This window comes from Streptomyces lothianensis, from assembly GCF_047779955.1.
In the GTDB taxonomy this organism is placed as follows: Bacteria; Actinomycetota; Actinomycetes; order Streptomycetales; family Streptomycetaceae; genus Streptomyces.
Map to the genome: position 1 here is coordinate 31,150 of NZ_JBLMKT010000044.1, position 14,787 is coordinate 45,936.

At 72.2% G+C, this 14,787-nt stretch carries 15 protein-coding genes; 9 read left to right on the forward strand and 6 right to left on the reverse strand.

The features are described from left to right. Positions 1-319 precede the first annotated feature (319 nt). From rpsA to ACLF6P_RS16195, 4 genes are all read left to right on the forward strand, one after another. The gene (rpsA, locus tag ACLF6P_RS16180) at positions 320-1,834 is read left to right on the forward strand and encodes a 30S ribosomal protein S1 (protein ID WP_415951019.1); all 1,515 of its coding nucleotides are present in this window, start codon (positions 320-322) and stop codon (positions 1,832-1,834) included. Positions 1,835-2,012: 178 nt separating this feature from the next. Continuing rightward, on the forward strand, positions 2,013-2,951 hold the full coding sequence (locus ACLF6P_RS16185) for a PAC2 family protein (protein ID WP_415951020.1): 939 nt from the start codon (positions 2,013-2,015) through the stop codon (positions 2,949-2,951). A 176-nt stretch (positions 2,952-3,127) separates the two neighbouring features. After that, a complete protein-coding gene (gene coaE / locus ACLF6P_RS16190) occupies positions 3,128-3,730 on the forward strand; it encodes a dephospho-CoA kinase (RefSeq protein ID WP_415951021.1) in 603 nt (200 codons plus the stop codon). Between the two features lie 204 nt (positions 3,731-3,934). After that, positions 3,935-4,318 (forward strand): tetratricopeptide repeat protein, encoded by a 384-nt coding sequence (locus ACLF6P_RS16195; RefSeq protein WP_415951022.1) that lies wholly within the window; start codon positions 3,935-3,937, stop codon positions 4,316-4,318. A 92-nt stretch (positions 4,319-4,410) separates the two neighbouring features. Here ACLF6P_RS16195 and ACLF6P_RS16200 read toward each other — a convergent pair whose 3' ends face one another. Then, positions 4,411-5,520 carry an ABC transporter substrate-binding protein gene (locus ACLF6P_RS16200; RefSeq protein ID WP_415951023.1) on the reverse strand — a complete coding sequence of 370 codons (1,110 nt, stop codon included), beginning with the start codon at positions 5,518-5,520 and terminating at the stop codon, positions 4,411-4,413. A gap of 181 nt (positions 5,521-5,701) precedes the next feature. Here ACLF6P_RS16200 and ACLF6P_RS16205 point away from each other — a divergent pair, with 181 nt between their 5' ends. Both ACLF6P_RS16205 and ACLF6P_RS16210 read left to right on the forward strand, forming a co-directional pair. Further along, positions 5,702-5,980: a DUF6343 family protein gene (locus tag ACLF6P_RS16205; protein ID WP_415951024.1), complete on the forward strand. Its 279-nt coding sequence runs from the start codon at positions 5,702-5,704 to the stop codon at positions 5,978-5,980. A gap of 73 nt (positions 5,981-6,053) precedes the next feature. Beyond that, complete coding sequence (locus ACLF6P_RS16210; RefSeq protein ID WP_415951025.1) at positions 6,054-6,497, forward strand: DoxX family protein; 444 nt, start codon at positions 6,054-6,056, stop codon at positions 6,495-6,497. Between the two features lie 119 nt (positions 6,498-6,616). On the opposite strand, the gene ACLF6P_RS16215 is transcribed toward ACLF6P_RS16210, so the two are convergent. The 4 genes from ACLF6P_RS16215 to ACLF6P_RS16230 all read right to left on the reverse strand — a co-directional run bounded on the left by ACLF6P_RS16215 (position 6,617) and on the right by ACLF6P_RS16230 (position 8,840). Beyond that, on the reverse strand, positions 6,617-7,210 hold the full coding sequence (locus ACLF6P_RS16215) for a GNAT family N-acetyltransferase (RefSeq protein ID WP_415951026.1): 594 nt from the start codon (positions 7,208-7,210) through the stop codon (positions 6,617-6,619). Then, positions 7,200-7,853, reverse strand: coding sequence for an RNA-binding S4 domain-containing protein (locus ACLF6P_RS16220; RefSeq protein ID WP_415951027.1), 654 nt, complete (start codon positions 7,851-7,853; stop codon positions 7,200-7,202). The genes ACLF6P_RS16215 and ACLF6P_RS16220 overlap by 11 nt, the downstream gene beginning before the upstream one ends. A gap of 61 nt (positions 7,854-7,914) precedes the next feature. Continuing rightward, positions 7,915-8,430: a GNAT family N-acetyltransferase gene (locus ACLF6P_RS16225; RefSeq protein ID WP_415951028.1), complete on the reverse strand. Its 516-nt coding sequence runs from the start codon at positions 8,428-8,430 to the stop codon at positions 7,915-7,917. After that, complete coding sequence (locus ACLF6P_RS16230) at positions 8,427-8,840, reverse strand: RidA family protein (RefSeq protein ID WP_415951053.1); 414 nt, start codon at positions 8,838-8,840, stop codon at positions 8,427-8,429. Before ACLF6P_RS16230 ends, ACLF6P_RS16225 begins: the two co-directional genes overlap by 4 nt. Positions 8,841-9,021: 181 nt before the next feature. Here ACLF6P_RS16230 and ACLF6P_RS16235 point away from each other — a divergent pair, with 181 nt between their 5' ends. Continuing rightward, the gene (locus ACLF6P_RS16235; RefSeq protein WP_415951029.1) at positions 9,022-9,945 is read left to right on the forward strand and encodes an NADP-dependent oxidoreductase; all 924 of its coding nucleotides are present in this window, start codon (positions 9,022-9,024) and stop codon (positions 9,943-9,945) included. 93 nt (positions 9,946-10,038) lie between these two features. Here ACLF6P_RS16235 and ACLF6P_RS16240 read toward each other — a convergent pair whose 3' ends face one another. Next, positions 10,039-10,845 carry an ArsR/SmtB family transcription factor gene (locus ACLF6P_RS16240; RefSeq protein ID WP_415951030.1) on the reverse strand — a complete coding sequence of 269 codons (807 nt, stop codon included), beginning with the start codon at positions 10,843-10,845 and terminating at the stop codon, positions 10,039-10,041. A 292-nt stretch (positions 10,846-11,137) separates the two neighbouring features. Between ACLF6P_RS16240 and ACLF6P_RS16245 the strand changes: the two genes are divergently transcribed. Next, a complete protein-coding gene (locus ACLF6P_RS16245; protein ID WP_415951054.1) occupies positions 11,138-12,844 on the forward strand; it encodes a tetratricopeptide repeat protein in 1,707 nt (568 codons plus the stop codon). Positions 12,845-13,104: 260 nt separating this feature from the next. Further along, positions 13,105-14,670 (forward strand): MFS transporter, encoded by a 1,566-nt coding sequence (locus tag ACLF6P_RS16250; protein ID WP_415951031.1) that lies wholly within the window; start codon positions 13,105-13,107, stop codon positions 14,668-14,670. Positions 14,671-14,787 lie beyond the last annotated feature (117 nt).

Consider the following 14,787-nt stretch of genomic DNA (forward strand, 5'->3'; position numbering starts at 1 on the left):
ACCACCGGGGTACGAGCGACCCCGATGGCCTCGTGCGACGGATTTTGTGCCGGGAATGCGGCGATCCGCCCCGGGTGTGCGCCTTCGCGCATTGACCCTGCCCGGCGGCCCCCGTATGCTACAAGTTGCGCTGCGAGCCTGCGCTCCTCAGACCTAGCAGGCTGCGCTCGCGTCTGTTGTATGTCCCCTCGGTTTCTCGAGGTGCCAGTGCATCCCATGGATCGGCGCCTCCTAGGCTGTCCGGCTTCTGCAGAGCGAAATCGGCTCCCGGCGTAGCAGTACCTACGACTTCAATGTCCGTACCGGAGCCCTTTCCCACATGACGAGCAGCACCGAGACCACCGCCACCACTCCGCAGGTTGCGGTCAACGACATCGGTAACGAGGAAGCCTTCCTCGCCGCGATCGACGAGACGATCAAGTACTTCAACGACGGCGACATCGTCGACGGCGTCATCGTGAAGGTCGACCGGGACGAGGTCCTGCTCGACATCGGTTACAAGACCGAAGGTGTCATCCCGAGCCGCGAGCTCTCGATCAAGCACGACGTCGACCCCAACGAGGTCGTTGCCGTCGGCGACGAGATCGAGGCCCTCGTCCTCCAGAAGGAGGACAAGGAAGGCCGCCTGATCCTCTCGAAGAAGCGCGCCCAGTACGAGCGTGCCTGGGGCACCATCGAGAAGATCAAGGAAGAGGACGGCATCGTCACCGGTACCGTCATCGAGGTCGTCAAGGGTGGTCTCATCCTCGACATCGGCCTCCGCGGCTTCCTCCCGGCCTCCCTGGTCGAGATGCGTCGCGTCCGCGACCTCCAGCCCTACGTGGGCAAGGAGCTCGAGGCGAAGATCATCGAGCTGGACAAGAACCGCAACAACGTGGTCCTGTCCCGCCGTGCCTGGCTGGAGCAGACCCAGTCCGAGGTCCGCCAGACGTTCCTCACCACCCTGCAGAAGGGCCAGGTCCGCTCCGGCGTGGTCTCGTCCATCGTCAACTTCGGTGCCTTCGTGGACCTGGGTGGCGTCGACGGTCTCGTCCACGTCTCCGAGCTCTCCTGGAAGCACATCGACCACCCGTCCGAGGTTGTCGAGGTCGGCCAGGAAGTCACCGTCGAGGTCCTCGACGTCGACATGGACCGCGAGCGTGTCTCCCTGTCGCTCAAGGCGACGCAGGAAGACCCGTGGCAGCAGTTCGCCCGCACCCACCAGATCGGCCAGGTCGTGCCCGGCAAGGTCACGAAGCTGGTTCCGTTCGGTGCGTTCGTCCGCGTGGACGAGGGCATCGAGGGTCTGGTCCACATCTCCGAGCTGGCCGAGCGCCACGTGGAGATCCCGGAGCAGGTCGTCCAGGTCAACGACGAGATCTTCGTCAAGGTCATCGACATCGACCTCGAGCGTCGCCGGATCTCGCTCTCGCTGAAGCAGGCGAACGAGTCCTTCGGTGCCGACCCGAGCGCCGTCGAGTTCGACCCGACCCTGTACGGCATGGCCGCGTCCTACGACGACCAGGGCAACTACATCTACCCCGAGGGCTTCGACCCCGAGACCAACGACTGGCTGGAGGGCTTCGAGGCCCAGCGCGAGGCCTGGGAGACCCAGTACGCCGAGGCCCAGCAGCGCTTCGAGCAGCACCAGGCGCAGGTCATCAAGTCCCGCGAGGCCGATGCCCAGGCCGAGGCCGAGGGTGCGGCGGCTCCGGCCGGTGCCGCTCCGGCCGCCGGTGGCCAGGGTGGCGGCGGCGGTTCGTACTCCTCCGAGGGTGCGGACAACTCCGGTGCGCTCGCCTCCGACGAGGCGCTCGCGGCGCTCCGCGAGAAGCTGGCCGGCGGCCAGAGCTGAAGCTCTGCCCCTAGGCGGTAGTTGATCGCTGCCGAGGCCCGCGTCCCCACTGGGGGCGCGGGCCTCGCTGCGTTCGTGTCCGCGTGGATCTTCGTGGACCGGGCAGCCGTACCGGTGTTGGGGAATGCCCGGCGGCCCCGGGGCGTTCTTCCCGTTGGATATGAGGGAGGACGTCACTGTGGTCGACGCACAGGGTTTGTACGAGTGGGATGCCCAGGGGCTTGCCGTGGCCGATATGGCCTTGGCGCAGGACTCGGGTGGACTTGTCATGCTCTACCACTTCGACGGATACATCGACGCCGGTGAGACCGGTGAGCAGATCATCGACGAGATCAGCGACGCGCTGCCCGGGCAGGTCGTCGCACGCTTCGACCACGACCGGCTCGTGGACTACCGGGCCCGGCGCCCGCTTCTGACCTTCCGGCGCGACCAGTGGATCGACTACGAGGAGCCCGCCATCGAGGTGCGGCTGCTGCAGGACACCACCGGTGCGCCGTTCCTCGTGCTCGCCGGGCCCGAGCCCGACGTCGAGTGGGAGCTGTTCGCGCAGGCCGTCCGCGAGGTCGTCGAGCGGCTCGGCGTACGGCTCGCGGTGAACTTCCACGGCATCCCCATGGGCGTCCCGCACACCCGCCCGGTGGGCCTCACGCCGCACGGCAACCGCACCGACCTGGTGCCCGGGCACCGCAGCCCCTTCGACGAGGCGCAGGTGCCGGGCAGCGCGGCGGCGCTCGTCGAGTACCGCCTGATGCAGGCCGGTCACGACGTCCTGGGCGTCGCGGCCCACGTCCCGCACTACATCGCCCGCTCCGCGTACCCCGACGCGGCCCTCACCGTCCTGGAGTCGATCACCTCGGCCACGGGCCTGGTGCTGCCCGCGGTCGCCCACACCCTGCGCACCCAGGCCCACCGCACACAGAACGAGATCGAGCGCCAGATCCAGGAGGGCGACGAGGAACTGCTCTCCATGGTCCGGGGCCTGGAGCACCAGTACGACGCGGCCGCGGGCGCGGCCACTCGCGGCAACATGCTCGCCGAACCGGCTGACATCCCCACGGCCGAGGAAATCGGCCGTGAACTGGAACAGTTCCTGGCCGACCGCGACCCGGACAACTAACGCGCGGACCCTCAGGGGGTGCCGGGGTGCCGGGGTGCAGGGGGGCGGAGCCCCCGCGAGAGGGGAGTGGGGCGTTGGCCCCAAAAGGCACATACCCCCGCCGCGGAGCGGCGGGGGACGTCCACTTCGCGGGACGCGGGGAGCCCACCCCGTAGAAGAACCCCTAAGCTTGGCGCATGCTGAAGGTGGGCCTCACCGGCGGGATCGGCGCCGGCAAGAGTTCGGTCTCGGAAATGTTCGAAGCGTACGGCGCCGTCCTCATCGACGCCGACCGGATCGCCCGCGAGGTGGTCGCTCCCGGAACTCCGGGCCTGGCCGCGGTCGTTGAGGCCTTCGGCGAGGAGATCCTCGCCGAGGACGGCTCTCTCGACCGCCCCCGCCTCGGCTCGATCGTCTTCGCGGATCCCGAGCGCCTCGCGGTGCTCAACGGCATCGTGCACCCGCTCGTCGGCGCCCGCTCCGCCGAGCTGGAGCGCGCCGCCGACGAGGACGCCGTCGTCATCCACGACGTACCCCTGCTCACCGAGAACGGCCTCGCCCCGCTGTACGACGTCGTGATCGTCGTGGACGCCTCCCCGCAGACCCAGCTGGACCGTCTCGTACGCCTGCGGGGCATGACCGAACAGGACGCGAAGGCGCGGATGGCCGCGCAGGCCACCCGCGAGCAGCGGCTGGAGACAGCCGATCTGGTGATCGACAACGACGGACCGCTGGACGCCCTGGAGCCCCAGGTCCGCGCCGTCTGGAACGAACTGCGGACGCGCGCGGCGCGCGCCTGACCGGGGCGCCGACGTGGTCGTGCTCGCCGCGCCGGTCAAGCCTCCGCCGCAGGGCACGAAGAAGCGTACGTACTGTTGGCGGACAGGGCGTACGCGCGGTCCGACGGTCCGATGCGGGCACGCGTGCGGGACCGGGAGGCGGCGTACGGAATAGCGCCGGAGCGACGGGCGTTGAACGTGATCGGCGAACGGAAGGACGACGGCGTGCCGGAGAACAACGGACGTGGACGGACCCCGGAGACGGACGTCATCGATTTCCGCGCCGCGGAGCAGCTGCTCGACGCACGCGATCCGCGCGGCGCGATCAAACTGCTCGACGGCGTGATCGAGGCGCACCCCGAGCACACGGCGGCCCGCCTGCTGCGGGCCCGCGCCTTCTTCGCGGGCGCCCAACTGCGGGCGGCCGAGCTGGAGTTCTCCATCGTCCTCGAGCGCGAGCCGGACAACGCCTTCGCGCATTTCGCACTGGCCCGCACCTACGAGCGGATGAGCCGCCCCGGCCCCGCCAAGCGCCACTTCCGTCTCGCCGCGGCGCTCGACCCGCAGCCGGAGTACCGGGCGGCGGCCCGCTTCGACGAAGCCGGATAGCCCCTGAACACCCGCTTCGACGAAGCCGGGCAACCCCCGACGCCCCGCTTCGACGAGGCCGGATGCCCCCTGCCCGCGCGCTGCTTCCCGCCTCAGCCGCCGTACAGCAGCCGGAACTCCTCCGGAGCCGCCGGATCACGCTCGGCGATCTGCACGGGCGGCCAGGCCCACTGCCAGACGCCGATCCCGGGCGTACGGGAGAAGACGAGCGGCCCGCGTGTCCCTTCGACCGAGACCTGCGCCCAGGCCTCCGCACCCAGCCGTCCCCGCTCCACACCCTGCGTGCGCAGCATCTCGGCGAGCACGCGCACGGTGTCGTACCCCTCGTACGCCACGAACGAGGGCGCCGAGCCCAGGTGTTCGCGCAGCGCTTCGGTGACCCGGCTGCCCAGCTCACCGAGCCGCTCGGGCAGATAGCGCAGAAACGGGATCCCGGCACCGTCCGCACCGAGCAGCTCCCCCCACCCGGCGAACTCCGGCTGCCCGGCCGGGGCACCGATCAGCACCTCGGCCAGCCGCGGGTCGGCGCGCACGGAGCGGACCAGGGACACCGCAGGCTCCGGAATGCCGGTCAGCACAAGCAGCACCGTCGCCCGCTGCGCGGCGAGCGCCTCACAGACCGCTGCGGCGTCGTCCGCAGCGAGCTCCACGACCGTGCTGCCGCGGGAAGCGAGGTGTTCGCGCAGAATCCGGATTCCCGAGGCCCAGTACACGCTCGGCTGGGCTGCCACGGCGATACGGCGGTGGCCCGCGTCGAGGAGGAAGTCGGCGTAGATCCGCCAGCCGTGGGATTGCGCCGGGGCGATACGGCCCACCCACGGCGTCGGCTGCTCGGTGAGATCATCAAGCACCGCCGAGGAGCAGAGGAACGGCACGCCGAGCGCATCGGCGCTGGTCGCGGCGGTGCGCGCGACGACGCTGTGGTACTCGCCGGCCAGCGCCGCCACCCCGAGCCCGGCCAGCTCCGCCACGGCCCGCGCGGCCCGCCGCGGATCGGCCGCTGTGTCCCTGACGAGCAGCTCCAGCGGCCTTCCGCCGATCCCGCCGCTCTCGTTGACCTCCTGCGCCGCCAACCGGAGCCCGGCGAGCAGCTGCCGGCCCGCCTCGACCCAGCCGGGAGGGGAAAGCGGGACCAGAGCCCCGATGCGGACGGTGGAAGATGTCACGGCGTGCTCTGCCGGGCGCTGCTCCGCGTTGGCCATGGGGTCATTGCACCCATGATCACCACGGTCGGGCAAGCGAATTGGGTGCATCCTGGAAGGGAGCCCTCGGAGCCCTCGGAGCCCTCGGAGCCCTCGGAGCCCTCGGAGCCCTCGGAGCCCTCTGGGTCCTCGGGGGTCCTCGGAGCCCCCGGTGCCCCGGAGCCGCAGGAGGTGAAGGCCGATGCGCACAGGCAGTGAGCCGCTGACCGCACGCAGTCCTCTCCGGATGCGTTTCTGGCTCGGGCTCTGGGGCCTGGTGTGGGCGGGCTTCGGCACAATCGCCTTCGCGCTGGCGGGCCGTACGGGCTGGGCCGTGGCCTGCGGGATCCTGTGGCTGATCGTCACCGTCGACCTGGTCTTCGTCCTACGCCACATCCGCCAGGGCCCGCACTTCCAGCCCGGCAGGGACATCCCGCCGTACGAGCCGGACCGCGGCGATCCACCCGCCCCGCACCGATGAGTCCGGACCGCGTCCCGAGTCTGCCCCTGTGACAGCGCGAACAAGCGCGCACCCCGCTTACAAGGAGCAGCTCATGTCCGAGGCCACTCTCCCCACGTCCGCCACCGTCGCCTCCCCGCTCGCCGTGCGGCGCAGCAGGCGAACGGCGCTCCCGCTGACCGCTCTTCGGGTGGTCCTCGGGCTGTTCTTCATCCTCGCCAGCGCCTTCCCGAAGCTCACGGCGCATGAGTCGGCGACCGGCAGCTTCGACCGGATCGGGTTCGGTGACTGGTTCATGTACTCCATCGGCGGGCTCGAACTGCTCGGCGGAGTCGCCCTGTTGATCCCGCTCCTGTCCGGTGTCGCGTCCATCGCCTTCATCGGCCTGATGCTCGGCGCGTTCGGCTTCAGCCTCGCCTACCTGGGCGGCGAGTTCTGGTACACGCCGCTGATCCTCATCGCACCACTGGCGCTGCTCGCCCGCACCCAGCGGGCGCAGACGACGCGCCTCCTGAGGCGAGCACGCCTGCGCGCGTGAACCCGCGGTGAGGCGAGGGCAGGCTCCCGGCGCGGCGCGGCGCGGCGCAGCGCGGCGCGGCCTGGTGAGCGAGCCCAGGCCCGGTCCCGGAACGTTCCGGGACCGGGTTTCCGGCTTGCTCAGTCGCCTCGTATGCGGGCGTGCAGATGCATGTCGTGGTGGCCGTCCTCGTGCAGGGCGGCGGCGCGTTTCGTGCCTTCGAGCGCGAAGCCGGCCTTCGCCGCCACGCGGCAGGAGGACGGGTTGCGGGTGGAGTGGTCGAGTTCCAGACGGTGGAAACCGATCTCGTCCAGGGCCCAGGCGGACAGGGCGCGGAGCGCGGCCGAAGCCACGCCCTGTCCGCGTGCGGCGGGCAGCGTCCAGTACGCGGCGACGCCGATGCCGTCGTCGAAGTCGAGTCTCCGCAAGGACATCCGGCCGAGTACTTCGTCACCGTCACGGGTCACGGCCCAGTGGCCGCCGCGTTCTGCCGTCCAGTCCTCGGCATAACGCACGAACCAGCGATCGACCTGGTCCGGGGAGGCGGGGCGGTTGGTGTGCCAGCGCCTCAGCATCGCGTCCTCGTACGCGGAGAAGAAGGCCGGAGCGTCCGCCGGCCGCCAGGGACGCAGCAGCAGGTGCCCTGCGGGGATCTCCGGCTGCGGGCGGGCGGCGAGGGTGCCGCGGGGGAGGACAGGGGGTGTCACCAGGGTGCGGGCGGCTTCAGCGGGCACGACGGGGGCGCTCCTTCGGGTCCGTGGCGCGGGCACCGCGCCTGTCCGTGCCGCGGTCACCGCGCCTGTCCGTGCCGCGGTCAGTGCGGCGGGAAGCCCGCCGGTCGTCCCCGCCCGTACTCCGGTCGTCCCCGCCTGAACCCGGGTTGTCCCCGCCTGTACCCCGGTTGTCCCCAGCCGCCCGGCCTTCGCCCCTGACCCGCGGCGCCTCCTCGGTACGCGGGTCGAAGGCGCCCAGAGCCGCCGCCAGATCGCCGGAGCCGAGGCCGCGGAGGCGGTCCAGCTCGCGGCGGTCGCGCTTCGTCGGGCGGCCCGTACCCCGGTCGCGTACCCCTGCCGGGGCGATCGCATCGCGCGGCGGGGGCGGCGGGCTGTTGTCCTGGTAGCACTCCACGGCCACCGGCGCGCCCACCCGCTTGCGGATGACCTTCTTGACCAGCACGATCCGCTCGCGGTGCTCGGCCCGCAGCCGCACCTCGTCGCCCGCCTTCACCGGCTGCGCGGGCTTGGCCCGCTCACCGTTGACCCGGACATGGCCCGCCCGGCAGGCCGAAGCGGCGGCGGAACGCGTCTTGAGCAGCCGTACGGACCAGATCCAGGCATCGACCCGCACGCTGCCGCTTTCGGAGGGCTCGGAACTCATACCCCGACCCTAATGTCCCGTCCGGTCCTGACGGGACGCCCGGTTCCGATGGGGAGGGGAGTCAAGGCAGCTGACTCAGGGGCGCGGGTGCAGGTGCCGGTGCCGGTGCCGGTGCCGGTGCCGGTGCAGGCGTCCAGGTCATCCGGACATCCGGTTCCTGTTCCTCGTTGTGGGAGCCGTCCGTCCGCTCGCCCGCCACGAAGCCGTGGCGGGCGTAGAAACGCCGGGCCGGGGTGTTGACCTGGAACGTCCACAGCGAAAGACCGCCGGGGCTGCGGGACTTGGCGAGGGCCATGAAGCGCTCGCCGAGACCGCGGCCGCGCCACTCGGGGGCGAGGTAGAGCTGTTCGAGCTCCTGGCCGTCGAGGACGAGGAGACCGCAGACCTGCCCCTCCTCCGCCTCGGCCAGCCACGTCTCGTGCACGGGCACGACCACATGGCGGAACCAGTCCCGTACCTCGTCATCCGTATGTGCCCGACGCACCCCGGGCAGCGCCGCCGCGTACGAGCGCAGCCAGACCTCGGCGAGGACCGGGGCGTCCGCAGCCGTGGCCCGGCGCAGCTCGGGCGCGCTCATGCGGGGACGACGGCCGTGGCGGTGATCTCGACCAGCTGGCCGGTGTAGCCGAGGCAGGCCACGCCGAGCAGGGTCGAGGAGTGCGGGCCGCTCTCCCCGGTCGCCAGTCCCGAGGCCTCCACCACCTCCCACACCTGGGAGAGCACCGCGGGCTCGCTGCTCACCACGTACACGTCCGTGTACACGACCTGGGAGAGGTCGCTGCCGATGTCCCGCAGCTGCGCCTCCAGATTCGCGAGCACCTGCTCGGTCTGCCGGACCGGGTCGCCGGGCCCGACGAGATTCCCCTCGGCGTCCATCGGCACCGATCCGGCGAGGAACGCGAGGCGCGTACCGGCCTCCACGATCGACGCGTGCGAGTACGTGGGCGGCTTCAGCAGTCCGGCGGCGGCGATGCTGCGCTGAATGATGACGACCTCCGGGTGTATGCGGTGTGTGCCGAGTGGCTGTGCGCCGAGTGGCCGGGCGGCGTGGGTGTGCCGATCCTGTAGACGGTGGCCGTGCCCATCTTCGTATCCGGGTGCGGCCGGGCGCATCCCCATTTGCCGCCGCCCCGGAATGTTCCTCACCCACTGGGAGTTGCCGGACGTCATGAAGGCCATTGCACTCGAGAAGTACGGATCCGCCGACGACCTGCGGCTCGTGGACCTGCCCGAGCCGAAGACCGCACCCGCCGAAGTGCTGATCCGGGTCAAGGCGGCCGGTGTCAACCCGGTCGACTGGAAGCTCGCCGCCGGCTACCTCGACCCCGTGATGGAGGTGCGTTTCCCGCTGATCTCCGGCTGGGACGTGGCCGGCGTCGTGGAGCGGACCGGACTCGATGCCACGGAGTTCGCCGTCGGCGACGAGGTGTTCGGCTACGTACGCAAGGACTGGGCGCAGAACGGCACGTACGCGGAACTCGTCTCCGCCCCCGTGCGCGCCCTCGCGAAGAAGCCCACGGCGCTGAACTGGGAACAGGCGGCGGGTGCGCCGCTTGCAGGGCTCACCGCGTACCAGTCGATCGAGCGGATCGGCCTGGAGGCGGGGGAGACCGTGCTGGTGCACGCGGCGGCCGGCGGCGTGGGCTCGCTCGCGGTGCAGATCGCTGTGGCCCGTGGCGCGAAGGTCATCGGCACGGCGAGCGAGCGCAACCACGCGTACCTGCGTGAGCTGGGCGCGGAGCCCGTGACGTACGGCGAAGGACTGGTGGACCGCGTACGGGAGTTGGCGCCGGACGGCGTCGACGCGGCGCTGGACTTCGTGGGCGGTGGCGCCGTCGAGCAGTCGCTGCCGCTGCTGCGGCGGCGCGGGCGGATCGCCTCGGTCGCGGACGGCGAGGGTGTGCTGTCCGCGGGCGGCCACTACGTGTGGGTGCGCCCCTCCGCCACGGATCTCACGGCCCTCGCCCACCTTGCCGACGAGGGCAAGCTGTCCGTCCACGTCGACAAGGCCTTTCCGCTCTCGGACGCCGCCGATGCCTGGCGCCTCAGCCAGGAGGGCCGAACCCGCGGCAAGATCGTCCTGACGGTCTGAGAGCGTGTTGGCAACCCGCGCCCGGGCCCGAGTGGTCCGATCCGGACGGGGAGTTCGCCAACACGCTCGGAGGGGTGCGCCTCGGCCCCGGGGTCAGTCCGCCGCCGGATACAGCACCTCCTCCGTGAGCCCCAGTTGCTCGCGGAACACGGCTCGCCCCGCATCGGTGACCTCGACGGCGCGGGCCGTGCCGCGGCGCACCACCCAGCCCGCGTCGAGCGCACGCCGGAACAGCGCGGCGCCCAGGGCACCGGCCAGATGCGGACGGCGCTCCGTCCAGTCCAGGCAGGCGCGCAGCTGGGGGCGGCGGGAGCCGGGCGGGCGGAGGTCGTCGATGCCCATGGCCCGCAGCCAGGCCTTGCCTTCTTCGGAGAGCGAGGGGCCGTGGTCCAGGTCGAGCAGCGACCGCTCGGTCATCGCCTCGGTGATCGCCACGGCCACCGTGCCCGCGAGATGGTCGTAGCAGGAGCGGGCGTGCGCGAGGGCGCGGCGGCGGTTGGCATCCCGCAGCGAACGCACCGGGGCCGCCTTGAGCGGCGCGTGCGCGGCGAGCGATTCGATCATCTCGGCCGTGTCCGGTCCCGCGAGCCGCACGTAGCGGTGCCTGCCCTGCCGCGCATCCTTCAGCAGCCCGCCCGCGACGAGCTGGTGTAGATGCCCGGTGGCCGTGGACCGCGCGACCCCGGCATGCCGCGCCAGTTCGGTGGCGGTCCAGGCCCGCCCGTCCAGCAGCGCCAGGCATATGGCGGCGCGGGTACGGTCGGCGAGCAGGCCCGCGAGTCCCGCGAGCCCGGCGGCGGACACGCTCTCCGGGGCGGTCGAGGCCCCTGGGCGCGAGACGCGAGGGCCTGCACCGGCGGGCAGGGGGCTCGCGCCCAGGGGGCTGGCGCTGGGTGTCATACGCCGATTCTGCCCGCCGTACGGTTCGGTGGGCGCCGAACTGTTCCGTGCGGGCCGGCCGTGCGGCCCGGGTGGCGGTGAGCCCGCCGAGTGGGACGATGGCGAACGCGAGGCCGTCCGCGGCCAGGCCGTCGGGATCCGCCCCGGCGGCGCCGCGGGGTTCGCGCAGGGGGAGTCCATCCGGTTGGACGAGGAGCGGCACATGGACGCCATGGACGACACGCTGGGCCCCCACGGCTCGGAAGGCGCCGACACGGCGGACGGCACGGGCGCCACCGCTGGAGGCGACAGCATGCGCGGCGCGGACACTGCGGACGACGTGGACGGTACGGACTACTACGACCTCGGCTCCCACCGCCGCCCCGTGACCACCTCCGTCCCCCGGGCCCAGACCTGGTTCGACCGCGGGCTGGCGTGGTCGTACGCCTTCAACCACGAGGAGGCCGTGGCCTGCTTCGAGGCCGCCGCGGCCGCCGACCCCCGGTGCGCCATGGCCCATTGGGGCATCGCCTACGCGCTCGGCCCCAACTACAACAAACCCTGGGAACTCTTCGACGAACAGGACCTGGCGGCGACCGTCGCCCGCGCCCACGCCGCCGTCGAACGCGCCCACGAACTCGCTGCGGACGCGACCCCCGCCGAAGCCGCCCTCATCGAGGCCCTACGCGCCCGCTTCCCGCGGCCGGAGCCCGTCGCCGACTGCGCGGAGTGGAACGAGCCGTACGCCCGGCAGATGCGCGCCGCCCACGAAAGCGCCCCCGACGATGCCGACATCGCCGCCCTGTACGCGGACGCCCTGCTGAACCTCACCCCCTGGCAGCTCTGGGACCTGCGCACCGGTACGCCCGCCGAGGGCGCCCGCACCCTGGAGGCCAAGGCCGTCCTCGACCGCGCGCTCGCCACCGAGGCAGGGCACCGGCATCCCGGCGTCCTGCACCTGTACATCCACCTGATGGAGATGTCGCCCGCGCCCGAGGCGGCCCTGCCGGTCGCCGACCGCCTGCGCGGCCTCGTACCCGACGCCGGCCACCTCCACCACATGCCCTCGCACCTGGAGGTGCTCTGCGGCGACTACCGCCGCGTCGTCGCCGACAACACCGCCGCCGTCGCCGCCGACAGCACCTACCTGGCACGGGCCGGAGCGATGAACTTCTATACGCTCTACCGCTGCCACAACCACCACTTCCGGATCTACGGGGCGATGTTCCTCGGCCACTTCCAGGCCGCCCTCGAAGCAGCCGAGGGTCTGGAGGAGTGCATCCCGGAGGACTTGCTGCGGGTGCAGAGCCCGCCCATGGCCGACTGGCTCGAGGCCTTCGTCGCGATGCGCGTCCACGTGCTGATCCGCTTCGGCCGCTGGGCCGACATCCTGGCCCTGCCGCTGCCCGAGGACCCCCGGCTGTACAGCGTGACGACCGCGATGCTGCACTACGCCCGCGGCGTCGCGCTCTCCGCGAGCGGCCGCGTCACCGAGGCGGAGGAGGAACGCCGCCTGTTCCGTGCGGCCACCGCCCGCGTCCCTGCCTCCCGCTTGCTGTTCAACAACACCTGCGCCGACATCCTCGCCATCGCCTCCGCGATGCTCGACGGGGAGCTGGAGTACCGCAAGGGCGCCGTCGACGAGGCCTTCGCCGCCCTGGAGCGCGCGATCGACCTCGACGACAACCTTCCGTATGACGAGCCGTGGGGCTGGATGCAGCCCACCCGGCACGCGTACGGCGCCCTGCTCCTGGAGCAGGGCCGCGTCACCGAGGCCGAGGCCGTGTACCGGGCCGACCTCGGCTTCGACGACACCCTGCCCCGCCCACTGCAGCATCCCGGCAATGTCTGGTCCCTGCACGGGCTCCACGAATGCCTGGCACGCCAGGGCCGGACGGAAGAGGCGCAGGTCATCGCCCAGCCGCTGAAGATCGCCACCGCGCTGGCGGACGTCCCCATCGAGGCCTCCTGTTTCTGCCGGCTCGACACGGACAGCGGCTGCCACGACCCGCACCACTGAGACGCTCCTTCCGGGGCCGGCCGGGGTGCTCCCCCTGGACACCGAGCTCAAGCAGGCTGGCTGCCGCGCAAGGCGGCGGTCATGAGGGCGGAGCGCTGACGGCCGGATCGCGTACGCGCCGGTCACCCGCCCGCTAGTCCGCCCGCAAGCCCGCCCGCAAGCCCGCCCGTAAGTCCGCCCTCAAGCCCGCCCTCAAGGCTGGCCGGACGCCGCCGCCCCGGCAGGTGGCCCCGGGCTCCGGGTGACCGCATAATCCGCTTATGGCAGCTGCCGCCGACCCCGCCACCCTCCGCACCGGCAGCGCCGCAGGCCGCTGGGTGCTGCTGACCACCGTGCTCGGCTCCACGATGGTGCTCCTCGACTCGACCGTCGTGAACGTGGCGCTGCGGCGGATCGGTGAGGACCTCGACACGGATCTGGCCGCCCTGCAGTGGACGGTCAACGCGTACATGCTGGCGCTCGCCGGGCTGATCCTGCTCGGCGGGGCGCTCGGTGACCGGTACGGGCGACGGCGGGTGTTCGTCATCGGGGTGGTGTGGTTCGCCGCCGCCTCACTGCTGTGCGGTTTCGCGCCCAACGCCCAGGTGCTTGTGGCGGCGCGCGCCCTGCAGGGCGTGGGCGGTGCGCTGCTCACGCCCGGCTCGCTCGCGCTGATCCAGGCCTCGTTCCATCCCGACGACCGTTCCGCCGCGGTCGGCCTGTGGTCGGGGTTCGGCGGGGTGGGCGCGGCGGTCGGGCCGTTCCTCGGCGGATGGCTGGTCGACGGGCCGGGCTGGCGCTGGGTGTTCCTGCTGAACGTGCCCCTGGCCGCCGTCTGCGTGCCTGTCGCGCTGCGTCATGTCCCCGAGTCCAAGGACGGGCGGCAGGCGCAGGGGCGCTTCGACCTTCCGGGAGCGGCGCTCGGTGCCCTCGCCCTCGCCTTCCTCACGTACGCGCTGATCTCGGCGCCCGACGACGGCGCCTCCGCCGTGGTCATCGGATCTGCCGTCGCGGGTGTCGCCGCGGTCGTGGCGTTCCTGTACGTCGAGCGGCACAGCCGTGAACCGATGATGCCGCTGTCCGTCTTCGCCTCCCACCGGTTCAGCTCCGTCAATGTGGTGACGCTGTGTGTGTACGGGGCCTTCGGCGGCTTCTTCTTCCTCGCCGCGCTCCAGCTCCAGGTCGTCTCGGGCTACTCGGCCCTGGGCGCGGGCACGGCACTGTTGCCGACCACGATCCTGATGCTGCTCTTCTCCGCCCGCTCGGGCGCGATCGGCCAGCGGATCGGGCCACGGATCCCCCTCACGCTCGGCCCGCTGCTGTGCGCGGCGGGCATGCTCCTGATGATGCGGGCGGGTCCCGGCGCCTCGTACGCACTCGATGTGCTGCCGGCCGTCATCGTGCTCGGCCTGGGCATGGTGACGCTGGTCGCTCCGCTGACCGCGACCGTGCTGGCCTCGGTGGACCAGTCGCGGGCGGGTCTCGCGAGCGGGATCAACAACGCGGCGGCCCGGGCAGCCGGCCTGGTCGCGGTGGCCGCGCTGCCGCTGCTCGTGGGGATGGGCCCCGAGGCGTACCGTTCGGCGGTCGAGTTCGACACCGCCTTCCGGCGGGCGATGCCGCTGTGTGCGGCGCTGCTTGCGGCCGGTGCGCTGCTCGCGTGGCTGACGCTCCGCGCTCCGGTGCCGGTGAAGGGCGGGCCGGAGCCCTGCCATCCGGAGTGCCAGACGTACTGCGTGGTGGACGCGCCACCGCTGGAGAGCGGGAGTGCGGCCTCGACGGAGGACGGAGGCACCCCGCCGGCGGACGGCGGACCTGCGCGGGGCGAGGGCGCCGACACCGGCTGACGACGGCTGACGACGGCTGACGCGAGGGTCGTGGCGGCGGCTGGACGGCCGCAACGGCGTGAAGCGCCCGGCCTTACGGCGCGGTGGGCTCCTGGGGGCGGCCGCGGCTCAGGGTTT

Coding starts and splice junctions, on each gene's coding strand:
- rpsA (WP_415951019.1), top strand. CDS start 320: ATGACGAGCAGCACCGAGACCACCGCCACCACTCCGCAGGTTGCGGTC.
- ACLF6P_RS16200 (WP_415951023.1), bottom strand. CDS start 5,520: ATGGCCAACGCGGAGCAGCGCCCGGCAGAGCACGCCGTGACATCTTCC.
- ACLF6P_RS16210 (WP_415951025.1), top strand. CDS start 6,054: ATGTCCGAGGCCACTCTCCCCACGTCCGCCACCGTCGCCTCCCCGCTC.
- ACLF6P_RS16235 (WP_415951029.1), top strand. CDS start 9,022: ATGAAGGCCATTGCACTCGAGAAGTACGGATCCGCCGACGACCTGCGG.
- ACLF6P_RS16250 (WP_415951031.1), top strand. CDS start 13,105: ATGGCAGCTGCCGCCGACCCCGCCACCCTCCGCACCGGCAGCGCCGCA.
- ACLF6P_RS16240 (WP_415951030.1), bottom strand. CDS start 10,845: ATGACACCCAGCGCCAGCCCCCTGGGCGCGAGCCCCCTGCCCGCCGGT.
- ACLF6P_RS16245 (WP_415951054.1), top strand. CDS start 11,138: ATGCGCGGCGCGGACACTGCGGACGACGTGGACGGTACGGACTACTAC.
- ACLF6P_RS16205 (WP_415951024.1), top strand. CDS start 5,702: ATGCGCACAGGCAGTGAGCCGCTGACCGCACGCAGTCCTCTCCGGATG.
- ACLF6P_RS16220 (WP_415951027.1), bottom strand. CDS start 7,853: ATGAGTTCCGAGCCCTCCGAAAGCGGCAGCGTGCGGGTCGATGCCTGG.
- coaE (WP_415951021.1), top strand. CDS start 3,128: ATGCTGAAGGTGGGCCTCACCGGCGGGATCGGCGCCGGCAAGAGTTCG.
- ACLF6P_RS16225 (WP_415951028.1), bottom strand. CDS start 8,430: ATGAGCGCGCCCGAGCTGCGCCGGGCCACGGCTGCGGACGCCCCGGTC.